This window comes from Mulberry dwarf phytoplasma, assembly GCF_056504655.1.
Window position 1 is genome coordinate 127,785 of sequence record NZ_CM151418.1, and the last position, 22,299, is coordinate 150,083.

Consider the following 22,299-nt stretch of genomic DNA (forward strand, 5'->3'; position numbering starts at 1 on the left):
AATGCCTCTATTTATCTTAAAATTTTAAGTTGTAGAAAAATTAGTTAAAAAAACAAGAAAGAGGTTATCAAAATGTCAAATACATTAAAACTAAAACCATTTGTCAAATGGGCGGGTGGAAAAACCCAACTTTGGCCTTTTTTGAAAGTTGTTATGAATGTTAAATATGAAACTTATTTTGAACCTTTTTTAGGAGGTGGGAGTGTATTTTTTAGTTTGGAACCTCAAAAAGCTGTTTTGTCTGATATTAATGAAGAATTGATAACTGCTTGGCATACTTTAAAATCACAATCTCGTGATGTTGTTAATTTATTAAAAACATATATTAAACGTTTAAAATTAGAAAAAAAAGATTTTTATTATCAATTGCGCGACCAAAAAACCTCTTCGTTGGATAATATTTCAAAAACTGCTCGCTTTATTTTTCTTAATAAAACTTGTTTTAATGGTCTTTATCGTGTTAATTCTAAAAATCAATTTAACTCTCCGTTTAATGGAAAAAATGATGTTTGTTTATCAACTATCATTAACGAATCTAATCTTAAAAATATCACATTATTCTTAAAAAAGAATGAAATTAAAATCCAAAACCAAGATTACGCAACAATAGTTGCTCAAACACAAAAAAATGATTTATTGTTTTGTGATCCTCCTTATGATTCAGATACTCAAACTTTTAACAGCTATAATGCATCCCCTTTTAATCAAACAAACCAAAAAGAATTGTTTGAATCTTTAAAAGCAGCTCATTTAAGAGGAGTTAAATGGGTTTTAACTAATCACGACACCCAATTAATTAACCACTTATACAAAGATTTTAATTTTATAAGAATTCCTGTTAATCGTTTTATCAATTCCCAAAGCTGCAATCGGAAAAATAACACCTACGAAACAATTATTACGAATTTTACATTAAGAGATGACCAAATTAAACAAATAAATAATTTATTGTTTTTCAAAGAGTTAAAATCTACATCTTATTTTTTAAAGGATTATGTTTCGTGGGAAAAAGTTAATCATTTTATAAACCAAAATGAAGAAATTATTAAAAAATGGAATAAACTTAAATCCAAAACTGAGCAAGAATTTTATGATAAATTTGAATTGCAATGGCAAGAATTATCAAATACTTTTGAATTTTTGCCAATATTATTAGCTAACAATCGTTTTGCGAAAAACGAAAAATTTATTTATTTTAACAACCAAAACCAAGAAATTACTTTTGACCACCAAGATAAAGAAGTTGTCATTAATTTTATTAAAGAATCAAAACTTCTAACTAATGTTTTTGTAAATTCAAATTTTAATCAAAATATTAAAGATTATATTTTTGGGGTTTTGGTGGGGTTGGATTCTAACTCAAGAAAAAATAAATCAGGAGTTTTGTTGCCTAATTTAATTAAAACTCTTTTAAAAACAAATAATTTCAATTTTCAAGAAGAAGTTCTTTTAACAGACATTTTAAAAGGTGTTGAATTAAAAGAAACAAAAAGAGTGGATTTTGTTTTTAAACATAATAATATAAATTATCTTTTAGAATGTAGTTTTTTTAACACTTCAGGCTCCAAAATTAATAGCGAATTAAAACGTTTGGTAGAATTTAGTAAAACTATCAATAAATTCAAAAATATTCAATTTATTTATGTGATAGAAGGTCCAGGTTTGAAAAAAAACGCATCTTTGTTGGAAAAAACCTTAACGGAAACCAATGTTTTATTCAATATCCATCGTTTTCAAGAATTTTTAAAAAAAATAAAACAAAATTGTATTTTTTAACTCATCGATCTAATAAATTAAACACACACCCATTAAGATTAATTTTTACAACAAACATTATAATTATATTTTGTAATTGAATAAAACTATTTTTAAAAAACACCAAACACATTTAATACCATAAAAAGGTTCCTTTAAGAGGAACCTTTTTTTATTTAATACCCAGCAAATTGATTACAACAAAAAAAGTTCATCAAAAAATAAAGTAAGGAGAATGAAATGAAATATCAAATTAAAAAACTATTGAAGCAACTTAATAAATTAAAAAAAGAATTAGGGTTAATTAAACAATTGTGTTATAATACCAATATGCAAAATTATTATAAAAAGGGGCAAGCAATGCAAAAACAAACTCAAATTGATATCCTAGATGTAGCACAATATATTATTAATTATCAAAATAAAAGTGATTATACTAAAATGAAACTTCAAAAGTTGGTTTTTTTAGTTTATTGTAAGTATTATGTAGATTATAAAAAAGAATTATTTCCTAATGATTTTGAAGCATGGGAGTATGGTCCTGTTTCCCCAAAGTTATATTTAAAAACTTTATCTTATACTTCTGGATTTCAAAAAAGTGATCAAATAAAAGAAAATTTTAAAGAAGATTGTTTTACTTCTGAACAAAAAAAAATAATAAATCATATATTAAAGCGATACGGAAGCCGAATTTCAAGTTTTTTAGTTAAATTAACTCATAAAGATCTATCACCATGGTGTAATTGTTTTATCTCAAAAGATTGGAATTTAAATTCTATTACGAATGAAGTTATTTTAAAATATTATTCTAAAAAGGGCAATGCAATTTAAATTATGATAAAAATCAAAGCAATTCAAGAAAATATTGAAAAAATCCAAATGATATATTTTGTTAACAAATGTTTTTTGTTTAGATTTTGATAAATTAAAAAATAAACTTTTAAAATTTTTTAATAACAAAACGTTTGATGAAATTAAAAAAACCAAACATTGTAAATTGTTAAAAGAACCTTTAAGTAAAATAAAAAAATTTTGTAATTTAACAAACGATATTAAAGATCTTCTTTCTGAACAAAATATTTTTAAAATAAGTATTGATAAATGTCAACGAGTTATTGGTTATTTTATTAAACAACAAGATATTTGGTATTTTAATGTTTTTTTATATGATCCTTTTCATCAATATAATTTTTGTGAATCTAACAAAAATTTAAATCAAATTGCTTTGAAACATCTTTATAAGTTTTTGCAAATTAGTAATTTAACTTATGATACAATTCAAAAATTAGTTTATAAGCATCGTAAGCTAAGAAAGATTTTAAAAAAACAGTGAATTAAAAAAATATTTATATTATTAATATCAACCCCGAGATTGAAAAAACGACATCTACGGAACTATTATTACAAATTGGGAGCAAATACACGCTTAATTACAGCAGCCTAGCCAATTGCCACGGACTTGATTATTCCGTGAGGTCATGCGGTTGGTCAGTCAAACGAAAGAATGGCGGATTAAGCAGAACCTAAAAGTGGTTAAAAAATGAAAGCTACAAAATCCCAAATGCCTCTTAAACGCATTATTTTGCCCCTATTGCTTTGATTTAAATCCAATTAGGGTAATAACCCTAGTCTTAATTTATACCCCCCCTTAAATTCAATTTAATAATAATTCAGTCCTCAAAAACCTAGGAAAACACTTACTTTTAATTTTTACAATTTTGGCATAAATTTAAACGGATCATTTTTTTAACCTAATTTAGACCACCTCAAATGAGGGGTCATTTTTTTATTTTTAAGGGAGATTTTTTTGATCGTTTTTTGACAACTTTTTTTGGTTTTTTGTCTCTTCCAGGAAAAATCGCTAGTGTTTATGGTAAGCAATTTGCCATTTAACCCTGTTATTATATGGCACAACTACCCCAAAATCAAAAACTCCGCATTATTGTGTAAAAAAATGAAACCCATGTCGTTTTATAGGTGAGTTTTTCATTTTTTCGACCTATATATATATTGTACATACTTCTTATTAGGTTAACCCGTGGGTAAACATAAACACCAATTCAAAAAGCCCTCCAAGGCTGTTTTGAATTGGGTTGTGATAGATAATACTTAATTCGGGTTTAACCTAATAAGAAGTATGTATCTTTAATATTATTATTATCTTTAATATTAAAGATAATAATAATATTAAAGATAATAATTAAATATAAAAACCCTTGATAGGTTTTTATATTTAATTATAAATAATAAATTTATTATATTATATCATGACATATAATGTTTAGATAAAATATATTATCTAACCAGGTGCCCGTCAAATTAAAAAATTTAACGGTCAAATTAAAATACCCCCTAAATCCCCAAAGGGGACTTCATAAGAAAGGGGGTAATAGTTAATTGTAATGTACTTCGGCTGACCGCCTAGTTCGCTCTGCTCGTCTTAGAATACTAATCATATTATATAATAATTTAATAAATATATTTTAAAATTAATTTTTAATGCATTTTTTAGTTATAATTATTTTTGTAATGAATAAAAAATATTAAGATAATTGGGGTTAATGATGCAAAAATTAAAGAAAAAATTAAAATTATTACAAAATATGGTTTCTCACATTCAAACTATTAATAAAAAAATAGTTTTTAAACTGGTTAAACAATTTGTCAAAGATCTCAATTTAACTACCATTTTAAAAACAATTCGTATTAATCGAAGTACTTATTATTATTGGCTAAAAATTGAAAAAAAGTTAAAATTAAAAGAAACAAAACATTTTTTGCAACAACAACGTATTCAAACTTTATGTTTACAACATGAATATTTTTACGGTCATCGTAAAATTACTGATTTATACCAAGAAATTTTTAATGAATTTATTACTAAGAAAAAAGTTTATCTTATCATGAAAGAAAATAATATTTGTTGTAAGTTAAGGCCTAAAAAAAATAAATATTATTATAAAAATTTAGAATCTAACCTCAAAGTAGTCCCAAATTTAATTAATCAAAACTTTACTACCTCCCAACCCATGAAAAAACTATTTACCGATATTACTTATTTTCCCACTCCCCAAGGATTTATTTATTTTTCGTGTATTATTGATTCTTTTAATAATCAAATTATTGCCTCCCACACTTCAAACCGACAAAATAAAGAATTAATTTTAAATACAATCAAAAAAATTCCTACTTTAAAAACCCCTTGTATTATTCATTCAGACCAAGGTAAAGTTTATCAATCTCTAAAAGTACAAAAAGTTTTAACTAAAAAAGGGTTTTTAATTAGTATGTCTCGTAAAGCAACCCCACGTGATAACGCTGTCATTGAAAATCTTTTTGGCCAGATGAAAAGTATTTTATCCAACCAACATCCCTTTTTATTCCAAAAAACACCAAGTAAAATCAAAAAAATTATCAACCAATTCCCTTCTTTTTGGAATAATAAATGGTTATTAACTAAATTAAACAATTTATCTCCTTTGCAATACTTTCAAACTTTTAGATAAATATTTAATTATGGATATATAAAATTATAACCTTTGGAAAAAGGTTGTTTTGTTGTACATTTTTTTCTATAAAAATCAAAAATTCCGCATTATTGTGTAAAAAAATTTAATCCATGTCGTTTTTATGGTGAGTTTTTCATTTTTTCGACCTATATATAGTGTAGGGATAAAATATTTAAAAAAAATATCTTTTGAAACTAGCAAATTATGAAAAAACATTAGACACTTTTTAAGTTTAATGAAATTATTTGTTAGTTTGAAAAGATATGAAATTATCTATTTAATTTTAAGTCTTAAAGAGTAATTTTGAAATAAAAAAGTGTCTAAAAAAATGGAACACCTCACCTACAACTTGGTCCCCTTGTTTAAGGGTTTCTGCTCTTCTAATGTCTAAACGCAAAGAAGCAAAAAATTTTAAGGCTTTACCACCTGGAGTTACTTCAGGATTACCAAAAACCATCCCTGTTTTTTCTCTAAGTTGATTAATATAGATAACAACTGTATCAGTTTTATTAATGATTCCTGACTGTTTACGCATGGCTTGCCCCATCATTCGTGCTTGCAAACCCATAGCCATATTACCCATATCACCTACTAATTCTGCCTCAGGAACTAATGCTGCTACAGAATCAACTACCAAAAGACTAATTTTGCCACTTGCAATTAATCTACAAGCAATATCTAAAGCTTTTTCACCTGAATCAGGTTGTGAGATTAAAAGTTTATCAAGATTTACTCCAATAGCCTTTGCATAACCTGGGTCTAAGGCATGTTCTGCATCAATAAAAGCAACATTACCTCCCTTTTTTTGAGCCTCTGAAATGGCATGCAAAGTTAAAGTAGTTTTGCCTGAACTTTCAGGACCATAAATTTCAATAATTCTTCCTTTAGCATAACCACCAATTTCTAAGGCAATATCCAACGACAAAGAACCAGTAGAAATAGATTCAATTCCTTTATGAGTTTTGGAGTTGAATTGCATAATGCTACCTTTACCAAACTTTTTTTCAATATCCTTAATAGTGTCTTCTAAATCGTTTTTGTTTTGTGTATTTTGCATAAATAATTTTCCTTTGGTTTTTTATTTTAGTTTTGATGAAATATAATTTTTAAATATTGTAAGTAAAATAATAAAGATAAAAGAGTAAGATGAAAATAATTATTAAAGATAAATGTAAAAATTTAGAAACATATATAAAAGACAGATTTTAAAATATAATAAAAACAGCAGTAACAAAATAAAGATCTCGCTGAACCCCAAAAACTAGACAATAAATATTTTAAAAAAATAGGGTACAGTGAGGATCAAAAAAATGAATTACTCAGGAGCAAAATTTTTACGAATAATTTTATAATTTTTAAAAAAATAATCAAAACCAGAAACAATAGTTAAAACAACTGAAACAAGCAGGCAAATATCACCTATATTACTTAGATATCCAAACCATTTTTTTAAATTTGCATCACAAGCAAAAGTAGAAGAAGTATACAACCCAAAAAAAAGGCAAATGATGGCAACGAATGTAAAAACGGTTTTGGCTTTGCCCCAAAAAGATGCACTAATAACAACTCCTTCTTTATTAGAAGCTACCAATCTTATTCCTGTTACTAAAAATTCTCTAATCACTATAATCATAATAACAGCAGTAAAAAAATTTTTAGGCATTTGAGTATCTGCAAATAAAAAAGTTCCTTGCGTAGCAGACAAACGACATTGACAAATATAAAAAAGTGTTATAATAACTAATAATTTATCGGCAATAGGATCAAAAAACTTACCAAAAACAGTTTGTTGTTGATATTTTTTAGCTATATAACCATCCAAATAATCAGTAATAGCAGCCACTATAAAGATAATTTGAAAAGCCAAAACATTAGCAAATTCAGGCTCACTTTCACTTACACACATCAAAGGCAAAAGCACAAACACTAAAACAATCCTAAAAACAGTAATTAAATTAGCCAACAAAGGAAACATACATTACTCCTTTAGTAATTTTGTAAAAAAACTCATATTTTTGTTTAATTAAATATGGTTCAAAAAGACAAATCATTTCTTTGAATATCAAAAAATAAAAATAGTAAATGTTTAAGGACAAAAATAAGATTTTCAAAACCTCTTATATACTATTATTATAACATTATTGATAAATGTTTTTAGTAAGTATTTTTATATACATAACATAATTGTTATTATTTTGAGTAATTATTACAATTAAAAGATAAATTATAAAAACTCTACATTTATCTACATTTAAAAAGTAAATTAAATTTGTTCTACATTTATAAATAAATTTTGTATAAAGAAAACATATTTAACTTAATTTTTAAATGTTTATAATACAAATAAATTAGCAAAATGTTTTTTATAGTTTTTTTGTGTTTAAAAATCTCACGGAACCCAACTATTAGCATAAACAAATCGAAGGGCACCGCAATAGTTAAAAATGTTTTATAATTTTGATATAAATATGTTAGCTATTTTGCATTGCAATAATTTCAATCAAATCAACTAATAATAAAATACTAAAATAATATTAAATAATCATAAATACTTATGATAAATATTTTTCATATTTATATATATAAAATATAATTAATATAACAAAGGATAAGCAATACTAACTACTACTACTACTAAAGCTCCACCAATACGAGTAGCTATTTGAGCAAAAGGCATTAATCCCATCAAATCAGAAGCTGATAAAATAGCAACATTACCAGCACCTCCAATACTATTGGTACAAAGCCCTGCAGTAATTGATGATTCTACTGGATAATAACCTAACTTTTTGCCTAAATACCCCGCTACTAAAGCAACTGATAATACACACATTATACATGTAAAGACAAATTTAACATTTAATTGTTTTAACATATCTTCCATTGGAATACTAGAACCTAAAATTACTAAAAAAGCAGATGTAAAATTAGTAGTAACAAATTTAGAAGCTTGATTAATACAACTATTATAATAATCAGATACTACATTAAATAATTTCATCAAAACAACTACAAACACTAAAAAAACAATATATTCTGGTAGGTATTTTTTAATATTTGGTAATAATAAAAGTAAGGATTCTTTTATTAAAACACTCAATAAATATAAAGTAAAAATAGCAATTAAACCTGTAGTTATTTGAGAATAACTTAATTTTTCAGGAACTGATTTAGAAGTATTTTTATCTGGATTTTTTGGAGTTTCTTTAACTTCCAATTTACCATAACCACTATATTTAGTAGTTTTCAAAAATTTCTTAATAAGCCCAGAAGCAAAAATACTAAAGATTCCTCCTACTAATAAAGCAGGAGTCATATGAGACATAAAAGGTTCTTGCCAATCTAGATTCTGCCCAGCATAAGCATTTTTTAAAGGAGTAACTCCAGATGACATACCACCACTTGCTAAAGGAGCAAAAATATAAAAGACAGCATCTAAAAAGCCCCCTTTAGAAGTTTGAGAGGCATTTTCTAACCCTCCAATAGGATTTAATAAAGCCCCCAAAGTTCCTACAACTAAAGCACCAGTAAGCAAAGATACTAATATTAAAGGAATAAATTTTTTAAAAGAACTTTTTAATAACTTTTTATCCATACTTAAAAAACTACCAATAATTAAAGCAGAAACAAAAAAACTAGCAAAACCAATAGCTTTATAAGTATATTGAGTTTCTTTTACTGTTATAGACTCAGCATTTAAATGTTTCATAATACTTTGCATAAACTTTTGCATTTGCAAAAAGATAGAATCATCTTTAAAAAAAGGATAAGTAAACAAAATAGAAGGTACTAAAATACATAAAATAGAACCACCTCCAATATCTTTTAAGAGGGGAGTTTTAGCACCTATTTTTTGTAAAACAGCAGCTAAAAGCATAGCTATTAATAAAGGGGTAATTAATGGATGGAATGCAGGATTAAATTTCTTAGTAGTTTGAAAACTTACAAATCCCAAAACAAAAACTTGCACAAAAACTACTAAACTCATCAAACAAAAAAGAGGTACACTAAACCCTAAAATAGTTTTTTGAGGAGCAAAAATACTATTAACTTTTTTAGAGTCTTTATTATCTTTATTATTATTGTTTTCTTTATTATCTGGGGAACTTTGTTCCTGTTCTATACTCATTTTCTTACTACTCCAGTTTCTTTAGCTACTTTACAAACTGCCAAAGCAATTTGTTTAACTACTTCTTTATTAAAGGGAGTTGGTAAAATATTATTTTCATTTAAATCTTTTTCTTTAATGATGTTTTTTAGAGCATAAATAGCAGCTTTTTTCATCTCTTCGGTAATTTTAGTCGCTTTAGCATCTAATGCCCCACGGAAAACACCTGGAAAAGCAAGACAATTATTTACTTGATTAGGAAAATCAGATCTCCCAGTAGCAACAATTCTAGCCCCACCTTTTTTAGCTTCATCTGGCATAATTTCTGGTACTGGATTAGCTAGAGCAAAAACAATTGCATCTTTTGCCATAGTAGATACCATTTCAGCTGTAACAATACCAGGAGCAGATGCACCAACAAAAATATCTTTTCCTTTAAGTACTTCTTTCAAAGTTCCTTTTTCTTGATATTTATTAGTTACTTCAACTAATTTTTTTTGCGGCTCATTAAGATTGGCTACTCCTTTATATAAAGCTCCTGTTTTATCAACTAAAACAATATTGTTAACTTTTAATAACAACAACATTTTAGCAATCGCCATCCCTGCAGAACCTGCTCCATTAATAACTACTTGAACATCTTCAATAGATTTTTTAACTACTTTTAAAGCATTTAGAATTCCTGCAGCAACTACAATAACAGTACCATGTTGATCATCATGAAAAACAGGAATATCAAGTTTAGCTTCAAGAGCATCTTCAACTTCAATACATTGAGGCGACTTAATATCTTCTAAATTAATTGCTCCAAAAACAGTTGAAATTTTAGAAACAATATTTACTATTTCTTGAGAATCAGTAGAATCAATACAAATAGGAAAAGAATCAATCCCTGCTAATTCCTTAAACAAAATAGCTTTTCCTTCCATCACTGGCAAAGAAGCTTTCGGACCAATATTACCCAATCCTAAAACTGCAGTCCCATTTGTAACAACACCTACCATATTACCTTTCATAGTATAACGATAAACATCACTAGGATTTTCCTTAATTTTTAAACAAGGCTCTGCTACTCCTGGAGTATAAGCTAATGCTAAATCATCTAAGTTTTGTACTTTTACTTTACTTACAATACCTACTTTACCTTTATTTTTTTCATGTATTTCTAATGCTTTTTCTTTGATGTTCATTTAACTGAAAATCTCCTTTTATATTTCTTTATGTATTTTATATATATTTGAAGGGTGATTTGATCTTGAAATTATTACCAAAAAATAATCATCCGTCTATATTTTATACCTTATTTAATAAAATAATTAATATTTTTTTTACTTTTTTAACATTTATTTAAATATTTAAACTTTAATACATTAAAAAAATAACAAAAAAAATCAATAATTACATTATTTTTAACGTTTTTTACTCAAAAAAAAAAAAAAAGAGTAAAATAGAAGGTAAGGGAGATTTTTTTTGCCCTATTAAACCCAAAGGAGACACAAATGTATCAAAATAAAAAAACAACCTAATTATACTTTATGGACTATTTTATTACTTATTTTTATTTCTACTGGAGTTGTTTGTGTAGTTGTTGCAGTAGCATTTAAAAACAGAAAAGAGCCCCAAGAAGAACAAATACCAACCCCAACCTCTTACAAACCTAACTATACCCCCAATAAAGGAACTTACACAGAAAATAAAGAAGAAGCTACCAACTGCCCCAACAAAGCACCCATCAATACCAAAAATTCTACAACATCATGCAAGAAGCAGCAGATTTTTATTCCCATCAATTAAAACACAACAAACAAGTCCTCAATTATTTATAACAAAGAGGCTTTGACAATGACATAATAAAACATTTTAAATTAGGTTATGCTCCCAAAGCTTCCCATTTATCACGTTATTTAATGGAAGGTACCAAATTTGACCCTGATGACCTCAAAAAATTAAGTCTCATCAATCAAGACGACAAAACCGAACCAGTTGCCCGTACTTTCTTTTAAAAAAAACTAACTTAAACTTTCCTGATACCATATTTACTGACGATATATTAGATATGTTTTCTACAAATCTTGATGGTTATAACCAACAAACTAACGCTTTATTAGAAATCAAATGCCCTTTTACAGAAAATAATAAAGTTTCTGCAACTTGGAATTCATTTTTTTCAAATAAACAGGTCCCGTCTAATTATTGAGCTCAAGTTCAATGTCAATTATATTGTTCTCAAGCTAGTTTTGCGTACTTTTTAGTTTATTTTAATGACACTAATTATCACATCGTAAAGATTTATAAGGATAACAATTTCATCCAAAAAATGATTGCAGATGGAAAAAAATATTTAGAATTATTAAATCATTCAAAACAAGAATTATCCCAAACAACTTGTTTAAAAAAAATAATTAAATTTAATTAATAAAAAGCCAAAAGAAAGGAAATTTAATTTAAAATGGGAAAAATTCAAAAAACAAAAAAAGTTATTAATACAAAAAATCTCTTTTTACTTTTAATAATGATAATTTTAATTATAGGAGGAGTTAGTTATTACTTTATTAAAAATAATAATAATCCTATTTGTGAAAATATTGTCAACAACCAAACTCCACCATCAACAGTAACCGAAACCAAAGTTAACGATTCAGGAACTTCATCAACAACAGTAACCGAAAACAATGATAACAAAGTTAACGATTCAGGAACTTCATCAACAACAGTAACCGAAAACAATGATAACAAAGTTAACGATTCAGGAACTGAAAACAATGATAACGATTCAGGAACTGAAAACAAAGTTAACGATTCAGGAACTTCATCAACAACAGTAACCGAAAACAATGATAACAAAGTTAACGATTCAGGAACTTCATCAACAACAGTAACCGAAAAAGATGATAACAAAGTTAACGATTCAGGAACTTCATCAACAACAGTAACCGAAAACAATGATAACAAAGTTAACGATTCAGGAACTGAAAACAATGATAACGATTCAGGAACTGAAAACAAAGTTAACGATTCAGGAACTTCATCAACAACAGTAACCGAAAACAATGATAACAAAGTTAACGATTCAGGAACTTCATCAACAACAGTAACCGAAAAAGATGATAACAAAGTTAACGATTCAGGAACTTCATCAACAACAGTAACCGAAAACAATGATAACAAAGTTAACGATTCAGGAACTTCATCAACAACAGTAACCGAAAACAATGATAACAAAGTTAACGATTCAGGAACTGAAAACAATGATAACGATTCAGGAACTGAAAACAAAGTTAACGATTCAGGAACTTCATCAACAACAGTAACCGAAAAAGATGATAACAAAGTTAACGATTCAGGAACTTCATCAACAACAGTAACCGAAAACAATGATAACAAAGTTAACGATTCAGGAACTTCATCAACAACAGTAACCGAAAACAATGATAACAAAGTTAACGATTCAGGAACTTCATCAACAACAGTAACCGAAAAAGATGATAACAAAGTTAACGATTCAGGAACTTCATCAACAACAGTAACCGAAAACAATGATAACAAAGTTAACGATTCAGGAACTGAAAACAATGATAACAAAGTTAACGATTCAGGAACTTCATCAACAACAGTAACCGAAAACAATGATAACAAAGTTAACGATTCAGGAACTTCATCAACAACAGTAACCGAAAACAATGATAACAAAGTTAACGATTCAGGAACTGAAAACAAAGTTAACGATTCAGGAACTTCATCAACAACAGTAACCGAAAACAATGATAACAAAGTTAACGATTCAGGAACTTCATCAACAACAGTAACCGAAAACAATGATAACAAAGTTAACGATTCAGGAACTGAAAACAATGATAACGATTCAGGAACTGAAAACAATGATAACGATTCAGGAACTTCATCAACAACAGTAACCGAAAACAATGATAACAAAGTTAACGATTCAGGAACTGAAAACAATGATAACAAAGTTAACGATTCAGGAACTTCATCAACAACAGTAACCGAAAACAATGATAACAAAGTTAACGATTCAGGAACTTCATCAACAACAGTAACCGAAAAAGATGATAACAAAGTTAACGATTCAGGAACTTCATCAACAACAGTAACCGAAAACAATGATAACAAAGTTAACGATTCAGGAACTTCATCAACAACAGTAACCGAAAACAATGATAACAAAGTTAACGATTCAGGAACTTCATCAACAACAGTAACCGAAAACAATGATAACAAAGTTAACGATTCAGGAACTGAAAACAATGATAACGATTCAGGAACTGAAAACAATGATAACGATTCAGGAACTTCATCAACAACAGTAACCGAAAACAATGATAACAAAGTTAACGATTCAGGAACTGAAAACAATGATAACAAAGTTAACGATTCAGGAACTTCATCAACAACAGTAACCGAAAACAATGATAACAAAGTTAACGATTCAGGAACTTCATCAACAACAGTAACCGAAAAAGATGATAACAAAGTTAACGATTCAGGAACTTCATCAACAACAGTAACCGAAAACAATGATAACAAAGTTAACGATTCAGGAACTTCATCAACAACAGTAACCGAAAACAATGATAACAAAGTTAACGATTCAGGAACTTCATCAACAACAGTAACCGAAAACAATGATAACAAAGTTAACGATTCAGGAACTGAAAACAATGATAACGATTCAGGAACTGAAAACAAAGTTAACGATTCAGGAACTTCATCAACAACAGTAACCGAAAAAGATGATAACAAAGTTAACGATTCAGGAACTTCATCAACAACAGTAACCGAAAACAATGATAACAAAGTTAACGATTCAGGAACTTCATCAACAACAGTAACCGAAAACAATGATAACAAAGTTAACGATTCAGGAACTTCATCAACAACAGTAACCGAAAAAGATGATAACAAAGTTAACGATTCAGGAACTTCATCAACAACAGTAACCGAAAACAATGATAACAAAGTTAACGATTCAGGAACTGAAAACAATGATAACAAAGTTAACGATTCAGGAACTTCATCAACAACAGTAACCGAAAACAATGATAACAAAGTTAACGATTCAGGAACTTCATCAACAACAGTAACCGAAAACAATGATAACAAAGTTAACGATTCAGGAACTGAAAACAAAGTTAACGATTCAGGAACTTCATCAACAACAGTAACCGAAAACAATGATAACAAAGTTAACGATTCAGGAACTTCATCAACAACAGTAACCGAAAACAATGATAACAAAGTTAACGATTCAGGAACTGAAAACAATGATAACGATTCAGGAACTGAAAACAATGATAACGATTCAGGAACTTCATCAACAACAGTAACCGAAAACAATGATAACAAAGTTAACGATTCAGGAACTGAAAACAATGATAACAAAGTTAACGATTCAGGAACTTCATCAACAACAGTAACCGAAAACAATGATAACAAAGTTAACGATTCAGGAACTTCATCAACAACAGTAACCGAAAAAGATGATAACAAAGTTAACGATTCAGGAACTTCATCAACAACAGTAACCGAAAACAATGATAACAAAGTTAACGATTCAGGAACTGAAAACAATGATAACAAAGTTAACGATTCAGGAACTTCATCAACAACAGTAACCGAAAACAATGATAACAAAGTTAACGATTCAGGAACTTCATCAACAACAGTAACCGAAAACAATGATAACAAAGTTAACGATTCAGGAACTGAAAACAAAGTTAACGATTCAGGAACTTCATCAACAACAGTAACCGAAAACAATGATAACAAAGTTAACGATTCAGGAACTTCATCAACAACAGTAACCGAAAACAATGATAACAAAGTTAACGATTCAGGAACTGAAAACAATGATAACGATTCAGGAACTGAAAACAATGATAACGATTCAGGAACTTCATCAACAACAGTAACCGAAAACAATGATAACAAAGTTAACGATTCAGGAACTGAAAACAATGATAACAAAGTTAACGATTCAGGAACTTCATCAACAACAGTAACCGAAAACAATGATAACAAAGTTAACGATTCAGGAACTTCATCAACAACAGTAACCGAAAAAGATGATAACAAAGTTAACGATTCAGGAACTTCATCAACAACAGTAACCGAAAACAATGATAACAAAGTTAACGATTCAGGAACTGAAAACAATGATAACGATTCAGGAACTGAAAACAAAGTTAACGATTCAGGAACTTCATCAACAACAGTAACCGAAAACAATGATAACAAAGTTAACGATTCAGGAACTTCATCAACAACAGTAACCGAAAACAATGATAACAAAGTTAACGATTCAGGAACTGAAAACAATGATAACGATTCAGGAACTGAAAACAAAGTTAACGATTCAGGAACTTCATCAACAACAGTAACCGAAAACAATGATAACAAAGTTAACGATTCAGGAACTTCATCAACAACAGTAACCGAAAACAATGATAACAATGATGGTACCAAATAACAAGGATACCTCTTTTAAGAGGTATTGTTTATACCCAAATTAAAAAATATGAAAGTAAAAATTTTATTTAACTTTCTTTTGTTGTTGTATTTTAGCAGTTTTGGGGTTCTGTTTTATCAACTAAAACAACTTCGATTCAAACTAAACATTCAAAACCAATTAAAGAAGATGTTTTTAAATTAAACAAGTTATTATTTTTACATTTCGCTGCTTGTTTAATGATTATTTTATATGTTCTTTTACACTTAAACGTTATTTATCACCAAAATCAAATTCCTTGGTTAACAACAGGAATAAATAATTTTATTAATTTATTTAAAAATTTAGGAGGCAAATAATATTATGATTCAAAATACAAAGAAAAAGACAATCCTAACAACTTTAACAATCTTTATATGCTTATTTTTTACAATTTCATCAATTTTAGCAGTAGCAAATTACTACTCTAAAAAAAAAAGCGAAAAAATAAACCTTTTCAATAAGAATAATTTTCCTTATTTCACTGTTGATAAAACAGGCGGAAACAATGATAATAAAACTCTTTTACCACTTTCTATTCCAAGCTTAAATAAAGAAACCTATCTCCATTTAATTACAGTCGACCATGAAGCTACTTTCAAATCAAACGGAATGAAAATCAATACCCCTTTGTACTTAAAAACAACAATTACCTACGATACTAAGGACACTTTCCAAGCATCAAATCAAATTTTTAATACAAGTTTAAAAATTAATAACAACGAATATGATGACGCAAAACGTCCTCAAATGGTACTAGATAATGACGGCAACGGAAAATTACAAATAAACTTTGGTATCGAACAAAAAGAAATTATTAATGTAGACAACCCTTTATTAGATGTGATTTTGGATTATGAATTAGTCGATTCCAAAGGCAAATCTTTTGGCGGTGGCTCACAAAAAATCGAACAAAAAATAACGCAAACAACTTAATCAAAATAAATTAAAAAGACTAAGTAAAAACACCTTAGTCTTTTTAATTAAGAAAGGAACAAATATGTCAAAAAAAATTAATTATGAAATCTAAAAAATCATCTTCTGATTCGGTTTATTATTTCAAAATAATGGTGATATTAGCCCTTTGTTTTTCATTTTGTATCGGAACTTACACGTGGATTCACCATCAAGCGTTAACTGAAAACGAACAAATTTTACTACAACAAGACAAGATGATTAACAAAATTAAACAAAAGGCATCTGAATTGGAAACAACAATTAACCAAAAAATAGAAGAAATAAAAACAGAAAAACCAGGTAAAGAAAAACCTTCGCTTTCAAATCAACAATCTACATCGGAAAATAATAATCCAGACGATAAAGAAGCAATGTTTACTCCAACTGATCCTAAAAAATTTCCTTCTTTTGAACAATTAATCGGTTTTAAAGAAGAATTACAAGCAGTTGAGGGGTTCATGGATTATCTCAAAAACAAATCAAACTATCAAAATATCGGAGAAGTGGAATCTCCTTTGGGGATTTTAAGGGCGCAAATAAACGCGTAATTACAGTAGTTTAACCAACTACAACGGACTTGATTATTCCGTTAAATCATATGGTCGGTTTATTAAACGAAAGAATAATAAATTACAGCAGACCATAAAAGCGGAGTGAGGAGAAATAACTATCCAAGAAGCTCCCGCAAGATTAAGATAGTCATGGAGAAGGTGCAAATCCCTAATCGCGGAAAATATAGTAATACCCAAACCTTAAAGTAAAAGTTATTGAATTCTTTAAGATTGAGGAAGATATAAGGACAGATTAAAAGTTCTTATAGATAATCACAAGTCACCTTAAATGGAAACCTCAATGATATCGTTTGTCAGAATAGAAATATTTTAGTATATCCGCAACGGATTTAGCAAACGAAAGCGAACCTAAAACTATCAGGTGTAATTATGTCAGAAATTTGAGAATCCTAAAAGCTATACCAAACAAAGGGAATTGAAAAGCCTTTGGGCTCAAGGATAAAGAGGCTTTTAGTAGTCGGAGGAGTTAAAACTTAATTTGGAATAGTTAAGATAATTGCCCTCACACGGAGCTTAGGAAAACTAAGCACAAGGCGAAGGAGTCAGATTTATAGTGTTTACACCAACGAATACAATCATCAATTGATGACGAAAAACAAACAGTCAAACAAATAATAATATTTGAAAGATCCTAGAAATAGGCTATGAATGGGAAAGCCGTATACTTGGAAACTTGTTCGTACGGTTTGGAGCGGGGCTGCACGTAAATAACCAAAACGCGTGTAATCTATCGCTATTGTATGGGTGCCCAGGCACTGGTAAAACCACTTTAGCACGAGCGATTGCCAAAGAAACCAATTTGCCTTTCTTTGAAATAAGTAGTTCTTTATTCTCCCAAAAGTATAAAGGAATTGCTCCTCAGATGGTTAAAAATTTATTCACAGATGCAAGAATTGCTGCAGAAAAAAATAATGGTGCTATCATCTTTTTAGATGAATGTGAAACCATCTTTGTTAATTTAAGTCAATTAGAAGGTGGTTCAGAAATCGCGAATGTTGTGAACCAATTCAAAACTGAAATGACTTCGATGGATAATAACCCTGAAAAACCTATTTTTGTCATTGGGGCTACTAATCATATACATTTAATTGATGAAGCAATTAAATCCCGTTTTGCGTACAATATCGAATTAAAACCAGGAAATAAAACTGAACGACAACAAATGCTAGAATTCTTAATTGAGAAAAGAAAAAATCCTTACAGTGAGGAAGCTAAAAAGTACTTATTTGAAGTCATTAACGAATCTTTAGAAAAAATACCTTCAGATAAAGAATATTTAAAAGCTAATCGCACCTTAGAAAACCTTTTAAAAACATCTGTAAATATCTTCGCTCGAAATAGAGGGCAAGGAGAAACACGCAGAAATGAAATTAACAAAGCAGATTTAAAACAAGCATACAAAATGATTTTTTTCCAAGATACTAGTATTTTAGATGAAATCGAAAACAAAGGAGGCAAATAATATATGGTACTATATCCTTTAAATTTAATTAAAAGTTATTTTAATTTTAAATTATATTACCTTTGAGTTGTAATGGCTTTCGGTGTATTTGGTTTGTTTGTTTTCTTTAAAAGAAAATTTACATCCGATACAAATACTACAACCTGGAAAGGCTATTTGATGACTTTTGTCATTATCTTATTGATTTTTAGTTTCATTTACTTATGTTTTTTTGAATCACGATCAGAAGCAGCATCAAAATATACAGGTCAATTAATCACTAAAATAGATGAAACCATTGATAAATACGATAAAACTATTAATAGTTTCAAAGGATTAAAAAGCGATTGGGAAAATGAATTAACAAAATGTGAAAATGAATTAAAGGAACTTTATAAATCTCAAGAAATCAATCAAGAACAAAAAGCTAAAATTAAAAAATACTTAGATGAAAACGAATCTAAAATTAAAAATATCCAAAACGAATTGAAAAATACAACAGGGAATATCACTTTTTAAAAGGTAAATTACAAAAATTAGAAAAAGACAAAGAAGATAAAGATAAAGAAATTAACCAAACAGAAGAACAATTAAAACAAACAACTAATAAAGATGATAAAAACGTTTGAAAGAAGACCACGATAAATTAAAAAAAGAAAGATTAGACATAATACAAAAAATCAGTGATGTTAAACTTGAAATCGGCAAATTAGAATCAAAAGAAAAAATGTATGAAGGTATGTTATCTAGAGCTAATAAACTGAAAGAGAAAATTGAAAGTGAAGCTTATAATTTAACAGAAGACGGAAAACAACTATAAGCCACGGAACCAAAGGTGTAATTTCTCGCATCTTACCTAAAGAAGACCTATACGAAATCATTGCATAATATCAAATTACCATTAATTAAAGTCCCTTAAAAGGATCTTTTTTTATTTACCATATCTGAGCGAAGTAAAAAAACAAATAGGAGGAATTAATTATCTTAAAAAAACAAAAAAATAATTTATTAAAAATTTTTATCATCATTTTATTTATTTTTAAATTTACTCCTTTCACCTATGCTCATTCTTATTTTCATTACCGAACCAAATCACCTATAAAACTAGCTGATACCGAAACCCTTAAACAAGAATGGTTAACCTTCCAACCTAAAATGAAAAGGTATGATATCAGCGTTTTATCCAAAGAAAGTATTCCTGAAATTTTAAAATATGCTGGGATTAAAAGTGATGTTGTCGCATATGATAACTTTAACACTCCTTCTTATAATTCTAACAATGATAGTATTTTTTACTGGCATATCAAAGATCCTCCTTCAGGACTCATGGGTGTCTATTTTAAACCCCGCTCTAATCCCTTTAATATTAAATATCCTGCTGCAAACAAAAAACACACCTTAGAAGACCTTTTAAAATACGAAATAGCTATTGAAGAAGTTTTTGTTTTTTGGGATGCTACCAAAAAGGGAATTGAAAATGATGCAAAAATAAATGCCGTAATTATACCACTGTTCGCTGATGAAAATAAAACAGAAGCAATTAATAAATATTTAATTAATAAAGGGATTTTTCATAAGGAACGATTAATCACTTTATCTTGTTATAACCCCACACCTAATACAGGAGTGGTATTACCACTCCCTGAGGGGTCTAAAATAATTGAATTTGTAGAATTAGATATTGCGGACAAATACGACCCACACACTAACACAATTACCAGAATCACACTCGAGCGCGACGAAGATGATTTTTCAGTGGATTACACCCCCCCCACTATTTATTATGATGGTGGTATAAGAGTGTTCCCTAAGCATCTGGTTTGGGATTCAAATACCATTAAGAGCCAAGCCAACGGCGCCAAAAACATCTACCTTTTCTGGTTCAACACTTTAAAAAGAGAAGAAAAGAATGATCCAGTAACTCCACAACCAACAGGAAACACCATCAAGAAGACCTCATACTACCCCGACGGTACAATCGACTACATCAGAGAGCGCGTTCCCCAAACAGGTAAGAAAACCAAGTGGACCTCATACAACTCAGACGGAACAATCAACTACATCTCCATCTACGAGCACGATCCCAAAACAGGGAATGAAATCAAGCATACCTCATACAATCTTGACGGTACAATCAAGTCCATCGGCGAGTACGATCCCAAAACAGGGAAGCAAATCAAGGATACCACATACAACTCAGACGGTACAATTAAACGTGTAAAAACTTTTTAATCATGAATAATAAAAAAAGAAAGGAGCTACTATGGCTACAATAATCACCAAAAAGAAACAACCTCGCTCAAAGGTTGTTTCAACTCTCAAAAAAAATCAACACCCAAAAAAATGGAACACCTCAGATGGTACGATTAGAACGCTTCATAATATCATTTTCAATTGCATCATTAACATTTTGGGTGAGATAATTTAGTGCATCATCAGAAATTGGGTTTTTACAGATATTTTTAACTAAGAATTTCATAAAGTCTTTGCGTGGTTCTTTTTCGAGGGTTTAACTTCAATTTTGTAAGTAAATCTTGATTTAATGGCATCATCCATTTTATCTAAATAATTTGTAGCTGCAATTAAAAATATGGGCTTAGTTGGGTTATTTTTTTCGCTAGTTAATTCTTCTTTGAAAGCCGTAACAGCTTCACTTTGTCCTTTATGATGCTCACGTATTTGTGTAAGATCAACAAAAACCTCTTCACATTCATCAACAAAAATGATAGCACCACCGTGTTTATCAGCAATTTTTCTTGCACTATCAAATAAAGAATGTACTGCCTTTACACTTTCTCCTACATATTTTTGAGCAAAATCAGCACCAGTACATTTAGCAACATATTTAAAATGAGTATCTTTCATAAAACAATTAGCAAAAAAAGTTTTTCCAGTGCCAGGAACTCCATATAATAACATTCCTTTGGGAGGATCTATTTTACCTTTACCTTCAAACATTTTGGCATTTGTAACAAAATCTAGTACTTTTTGAGCTGCCAATTTTTCTTCTTTCATTCCAAATAAATCATCCATATATTTTTTGTTAGGATTAAAATTGTTTAATTCAAATTGAACTGGCGCATGGAATGCATCTATAACACTCCATTTGGGAGTTGAAGGTGATTTTTCAGATAAAGATGGAGTTTGTGTTATGGTAGGTGGAGTTGTTGTTGGTTGTGGTTGAAATTAAGGTCTAAAAGCTAAAATTAAAGCTATTGCAACTAAAGAAAAAGCAATTAAAGTAATAGCAGTTTCGATTTTAAATGATTTATTCAAAAAATTTAAATTGAGATCTTTTTCTTGATTATCCATAAGATAATTTCTCACTTTCGTTTTATTTTGTTGTTTTTAAAAGTTAGTTGGTTGTCAATAAATCAAACAATTATATTGTTATATCAAATTTATAAATCACTATTTTTATAACTTGCCTAAAACTTTATAAATGAATTAGT

15 protein-coding genes and 4 pseudogenes are annotated in these 22,299 nt (G+C 28.6%); 13 read left to right on the forward strand and 6 right to left on the reverse strand.

Annotation, left to right across the window (positions count from 1 at the left end):
* Positions 1–72: 72 nt before the first annotated feature.
* The 4 genes from JAHGCCOI_RS00650 (at position 73) to JAHGCCOI_RS00665 (ending at position 5,261) form a co-directional block, all read left to right on the forward strand.
* Positions 73–1,776 carry a DpnII family type II restriction endonuclease gene (locus tag JAHGCCOI_RS00650; protein ID WP_479491976.1) on the forward strand — a complete coding sequence of 568 codons (1,704 nt, stop codon included), beginning with the start codon at positions 73–75 and terminating at the stop codon, positions 1,774–1,776.
* Between the two features lie 219 nt (positions 1,777–1,995).
* A complete protein-coding gene (locus JAHGCCOI_RS00655; protein ID WP_479492125.1) occupies positions 1,996–2,586 on the forward strand; it encodes a Panacea domain-containing protein in 591 nt (196 codons plus the stop codon).
* 58 nt (positions 2,587–2,644) lie between these two features.
* Positions 2,645–3,088 (forward strand): hypothetical protein, encoded by a 444-nt coding sequence (locus tag JAHGCCOI_RS00660; RefSeq protein ID WP_479491937.1) that lies wholly within the window; start codon positions 2,645–2,647, stop codon positions 3,086–3,088.
* Between the two features lie 1,231 nt (positions 3,089–4,319).
* On the forward strand, positions 4,320–5,261 hold the full coding sequence (locus JAHGCCOI_RS00665; RefSeq protein WP_479492250.1) for an IS3 family transposase: 942 nt from the start codon (positions 4,320–4,322) through the stop codon (positions 5,259–5,261).
* A 343-nt stretch (positions 5,262–5,604) separates the two neighbouring features.
* Here the strand turns inward: JAHGCCOI_RS00665 and recA are convergent.
* The 4 genes and pseudogenes from recA to JAHGCCOI_RS00685 form a co-directional block, all read right to left on the reverse strand.
* Positions 5,605–6,321 (reverse strand): annotated as a pseudogene (recA, locus tag JAHGCCOI_RS00670) (recombinase RecA); the annotation flags it as partial.
* 258 nt (positions 6,322–6,579) lie between these two features.
* A complete protein-coding gene (gene pgsA / locus JAHGCCOI_RS00675; RefSeq protein WP_479492126.1) occupies positions 6,580–7,239 on the reverse strand; it encodes a CDP-diacylglycerol--glycerol-3-phosphate 3-phosphatidyltransferase in 660 nt (219 codons plus the stop codon).
* Positions 7,240–7,857: 618 nt separating this feature from the next.
* Positions 7,858–9,393 (reverse strand): 2-hydroxycarboxylate transporter family protein, encoded by a 1,536-nt coding sequence (locus JAHGCCOI_RS00680; RefSeq protein ID WP_479492127.1) that lies wholly within the window; start codon positions 9,391–9,393, stop codon positions 7,858–7,860.
* A complete protein-coding gene (locus tag JAHGCCOI_RS00685) occupies positions 9,390–10,562 on the reverse strand; it encodes an NAD(P)-dependent malic enzyme (protein ID WP_479492128.1) in 1,173 nt (390 codons plus the stop codon). The genes JAHGCCOI_RS00680 and JAHGCCOI_RS00685 overlap by 4 nt, the downstream gene beginning before the upstream one ends.
* A 660-nt stretch (positions 10,563–11,222) precedes the next feature.
* On the opposite strand from JAHGCCOI_RS00685, the pseudogene JAHGCCOI_RS00690 reads away from it, so the two are divergent.
* The 9 genes and pseudogenes from JAHGCCOI_RS00690 to JAHGCCOI_RS00730 form a co-directional block, all read left to right on the forward strand.
* Positions 11,223–11,300 (forward strand): annotated as a pseudogene (locus JAHGCCOI_RS00690) (hypothetical protein); the annotation flags it as partial.
* Between the two features lie 39 nt (positions 11,301–11,339).
* Positions 11,340–11,788 (forward strand): annotated as a pseudogene (locus JAHGCCOI_RS00695) (lambda-exonuclease family protein); the annotation flags it as partial.
* 96 nt (positions 11,789–11,884) lie between these two features.
* On the forward strand, positions 11,885–15,859 hold the full coding sequence (locus tag JAHGCCOI_RS00700; RefSeq protein WP_479492129.1) for a beta strand repeat-containing protein: 3,975 nt from the start codon (positions 11,885–11,887) through the stop codon (positions 15,857–15,859).
* Positions 15,860–16,201: 342 nt separating this feature from the next.
* Positions 16,202–16,813: a hypothetical protein gene (locus tag JAHGCCOI_RS00705; protein WP_479492130.1), complete on the forward strand. Its 612-nt coding sequence runs from the start codon at positions 16,202–16,204 to the stop codon at positions 16,811–16,813.
* An 83-nt stretch (positions 16,814–16,896) separates the two neighbouring features.
* On the forward strand, positions 16,897–17,382 hold the full coding sequence (locus tag JAHGCCOI_RS00710) for a hypothetical protein (RefSeq protein WP_479492131.1): 486 nt from the start codon (positions 16,897–16,899) through the stop codon (positions 17,380–17,382).
* A gap of 757 nt (positions 17,383–18,139) precedes the next feature.
* A pseudogene (locus JAHGCCOI_RS00715) lies at positions 18,140–18,868 on the forward strand (AAA family ATPase); the annotation flags it as partial.
* A 159-nt stretch (positions 18,869–19,027) separates the two neighbouring features.
* On the forward strand, positions 19,028–19,366 hold the full coding sequence (locus JAHGCCOI_RS00720; protein ID WP_479492132.1) for a hypothetical protein: 339 nt from the start codon (positions 19,028–19,030) through the stop codon (positions 19,364–19,366).
* Positions 19,367–19,472: 106 nt separating this feature from the next.
* Positions 19,473–19,667, forward strand: coding sequence for a hypothetical protein (locus JAHGCCOI_RS00725; protein ID WP_479492133.1), 195 nt, complete (start codon positions 19,473–19,475; stop codon positions 19,665–19,667).
* Between the two features lie 335 nt (positions 19,668–20,002).
* Positions 20,003–21,079, forward strand: a complete 1,077-nt coding sequence (locus tag JAHGCCOI_RS00730) for a DUF2963 domain-containing protein (protein WP_479492134.1) — start codon at positions 20,003–20,005, stop codon at positions 21,077–21,079.
* Positions 21,080–21,322: 243 nt separating this feature from the next.
* On the opposite strand, the gene JAHGCCOI_RS00735 is transcribed toward JAHGCCOI_RS00730, so the two are convergent.
* Together JAHGCCOI_RS00735 and JAHGCCOI_RS00740 are read right to left on the reverse strand one after the other, a co-directional pair.
* Positions 21,323–21,862 carry an ATP-binding protein gene (locus tag JAHGCCOI_RS00735; RefSeq protein WP_479492135.1) on the reverse strand — a complete coding sequence of 180 codons (540 nt, stop codon included), beginning with the start codon at positions 21,860–21,862 and terminating at the stop codon, positions 21,323–21,325.
* A 171-nt stretch (positions 21,863–22,033) separates the two neighbouring features.
* Positions 22,034–22,159, reverse strand: coding sequence for a hypothetical protein (locus JAHGCCOI_RS00740; RefSeq protein ID WP_265332882.1), 126 nt, complete (start codon positions 22,157–22,159; stop codon positions 22,034–22,036).
* Positions 22,160–22,299: the final 140 nt, after the last annotated feature.

Bases quoted from the DNA above. Each gene is read 5' to 3' on its own strand.
- JAHGCCOI_RS00650 (WP_479491976.1), top strand. From the start codon at position 73: ATGTCAAATACATTAAAACTAAAACCATTTGTCAAATGGGCGGGTGGA.
- JAHGCCOI_RS00655 (WP_479492125.1), top strand. From the start codon at position 1,996: ATGAAATATCAAATTAAAAAACTATTGAAGCAACTTAATAAATTAAAA.
- JAHGCCOI_RS00665 (WP_479492250.1), top strand. From the start codon at position 4,320: ATGCAAAAATTAAAGAAAAAATTAAAATTATTACAAAATATGGTTTCT.
- pgsA (WP_479492126.1), bottom strand. From the start codon at position 7,239: ATGTTTCCTTTGTTGGCTAATTTAATTACTGTTTTTAGGATTGTTTTA.
- JAHGCCOI_RS00680 (WP_479492127.1), bottom strand. From the start codon at position 9,393: ATGAGTATAGAACAGGAACAAAGTTCCCCAGATAATAAAGAAAACAAT.
- JAHGCCOI_RS00685 (WP_479492128.1), bottom strand. From the start codon at position 10,562: ATGAACATCAAAGAAAAAGCATTAGAAATACATGAAAAAAATAAAGGT.
- JAHGCCOI_RS00700 (WP_479492129.1), top strand. From the start codon at position 11,885: ATGATAATTTTAATTATAGGAGGAGTTAGTTATTACTTTATTAAAAAT.
- JAHGCCOI_RS00705 (WP_479492130.1), top strand. From the start codon at position 16,202: ATGATTCAAAATACAAAGAAAAAGACAATCCTAACAACTTTAACAATC.
- JAHGCCOI_RS00710 (WP_479492131.1), top strand. From the start codon at position 16,897: ATGAAATCTAAAAAATCATCTTCTGATTCGGTTTATTATTTCAAAATA.
- JAHGCCOI_RS00720 (WP_479492132.1), top strand. From the start codon at position 19,028: ATGACTTTTGTCATTATCTTATTGATTTTTAGTTTCATTTACTTATGT.
- JAHGCCOI_RS00730 (WP_479492134.1), top strand. From the start codon at position 20,003: ATGAAAAGGTATGATATCAGCGTTTTATCCAAAGAAAGTATTCCTGAA.
- JAHGCCOI_RS00735 (WP_479492135.1), bottom strand. From the start codon at position 21,862: ATGAAAGAAGAAAAATTGGCAGCTCAAAAAGTACTAGATTTTGTTACA.
- JAHGCCOI_RS00740 (WP_265332882.1), bottom strand. From the start codon at position 22,159: ATGGATAATCAAGAAAAAGATCTCAATTTAAATTTTTTGAATAAATCA.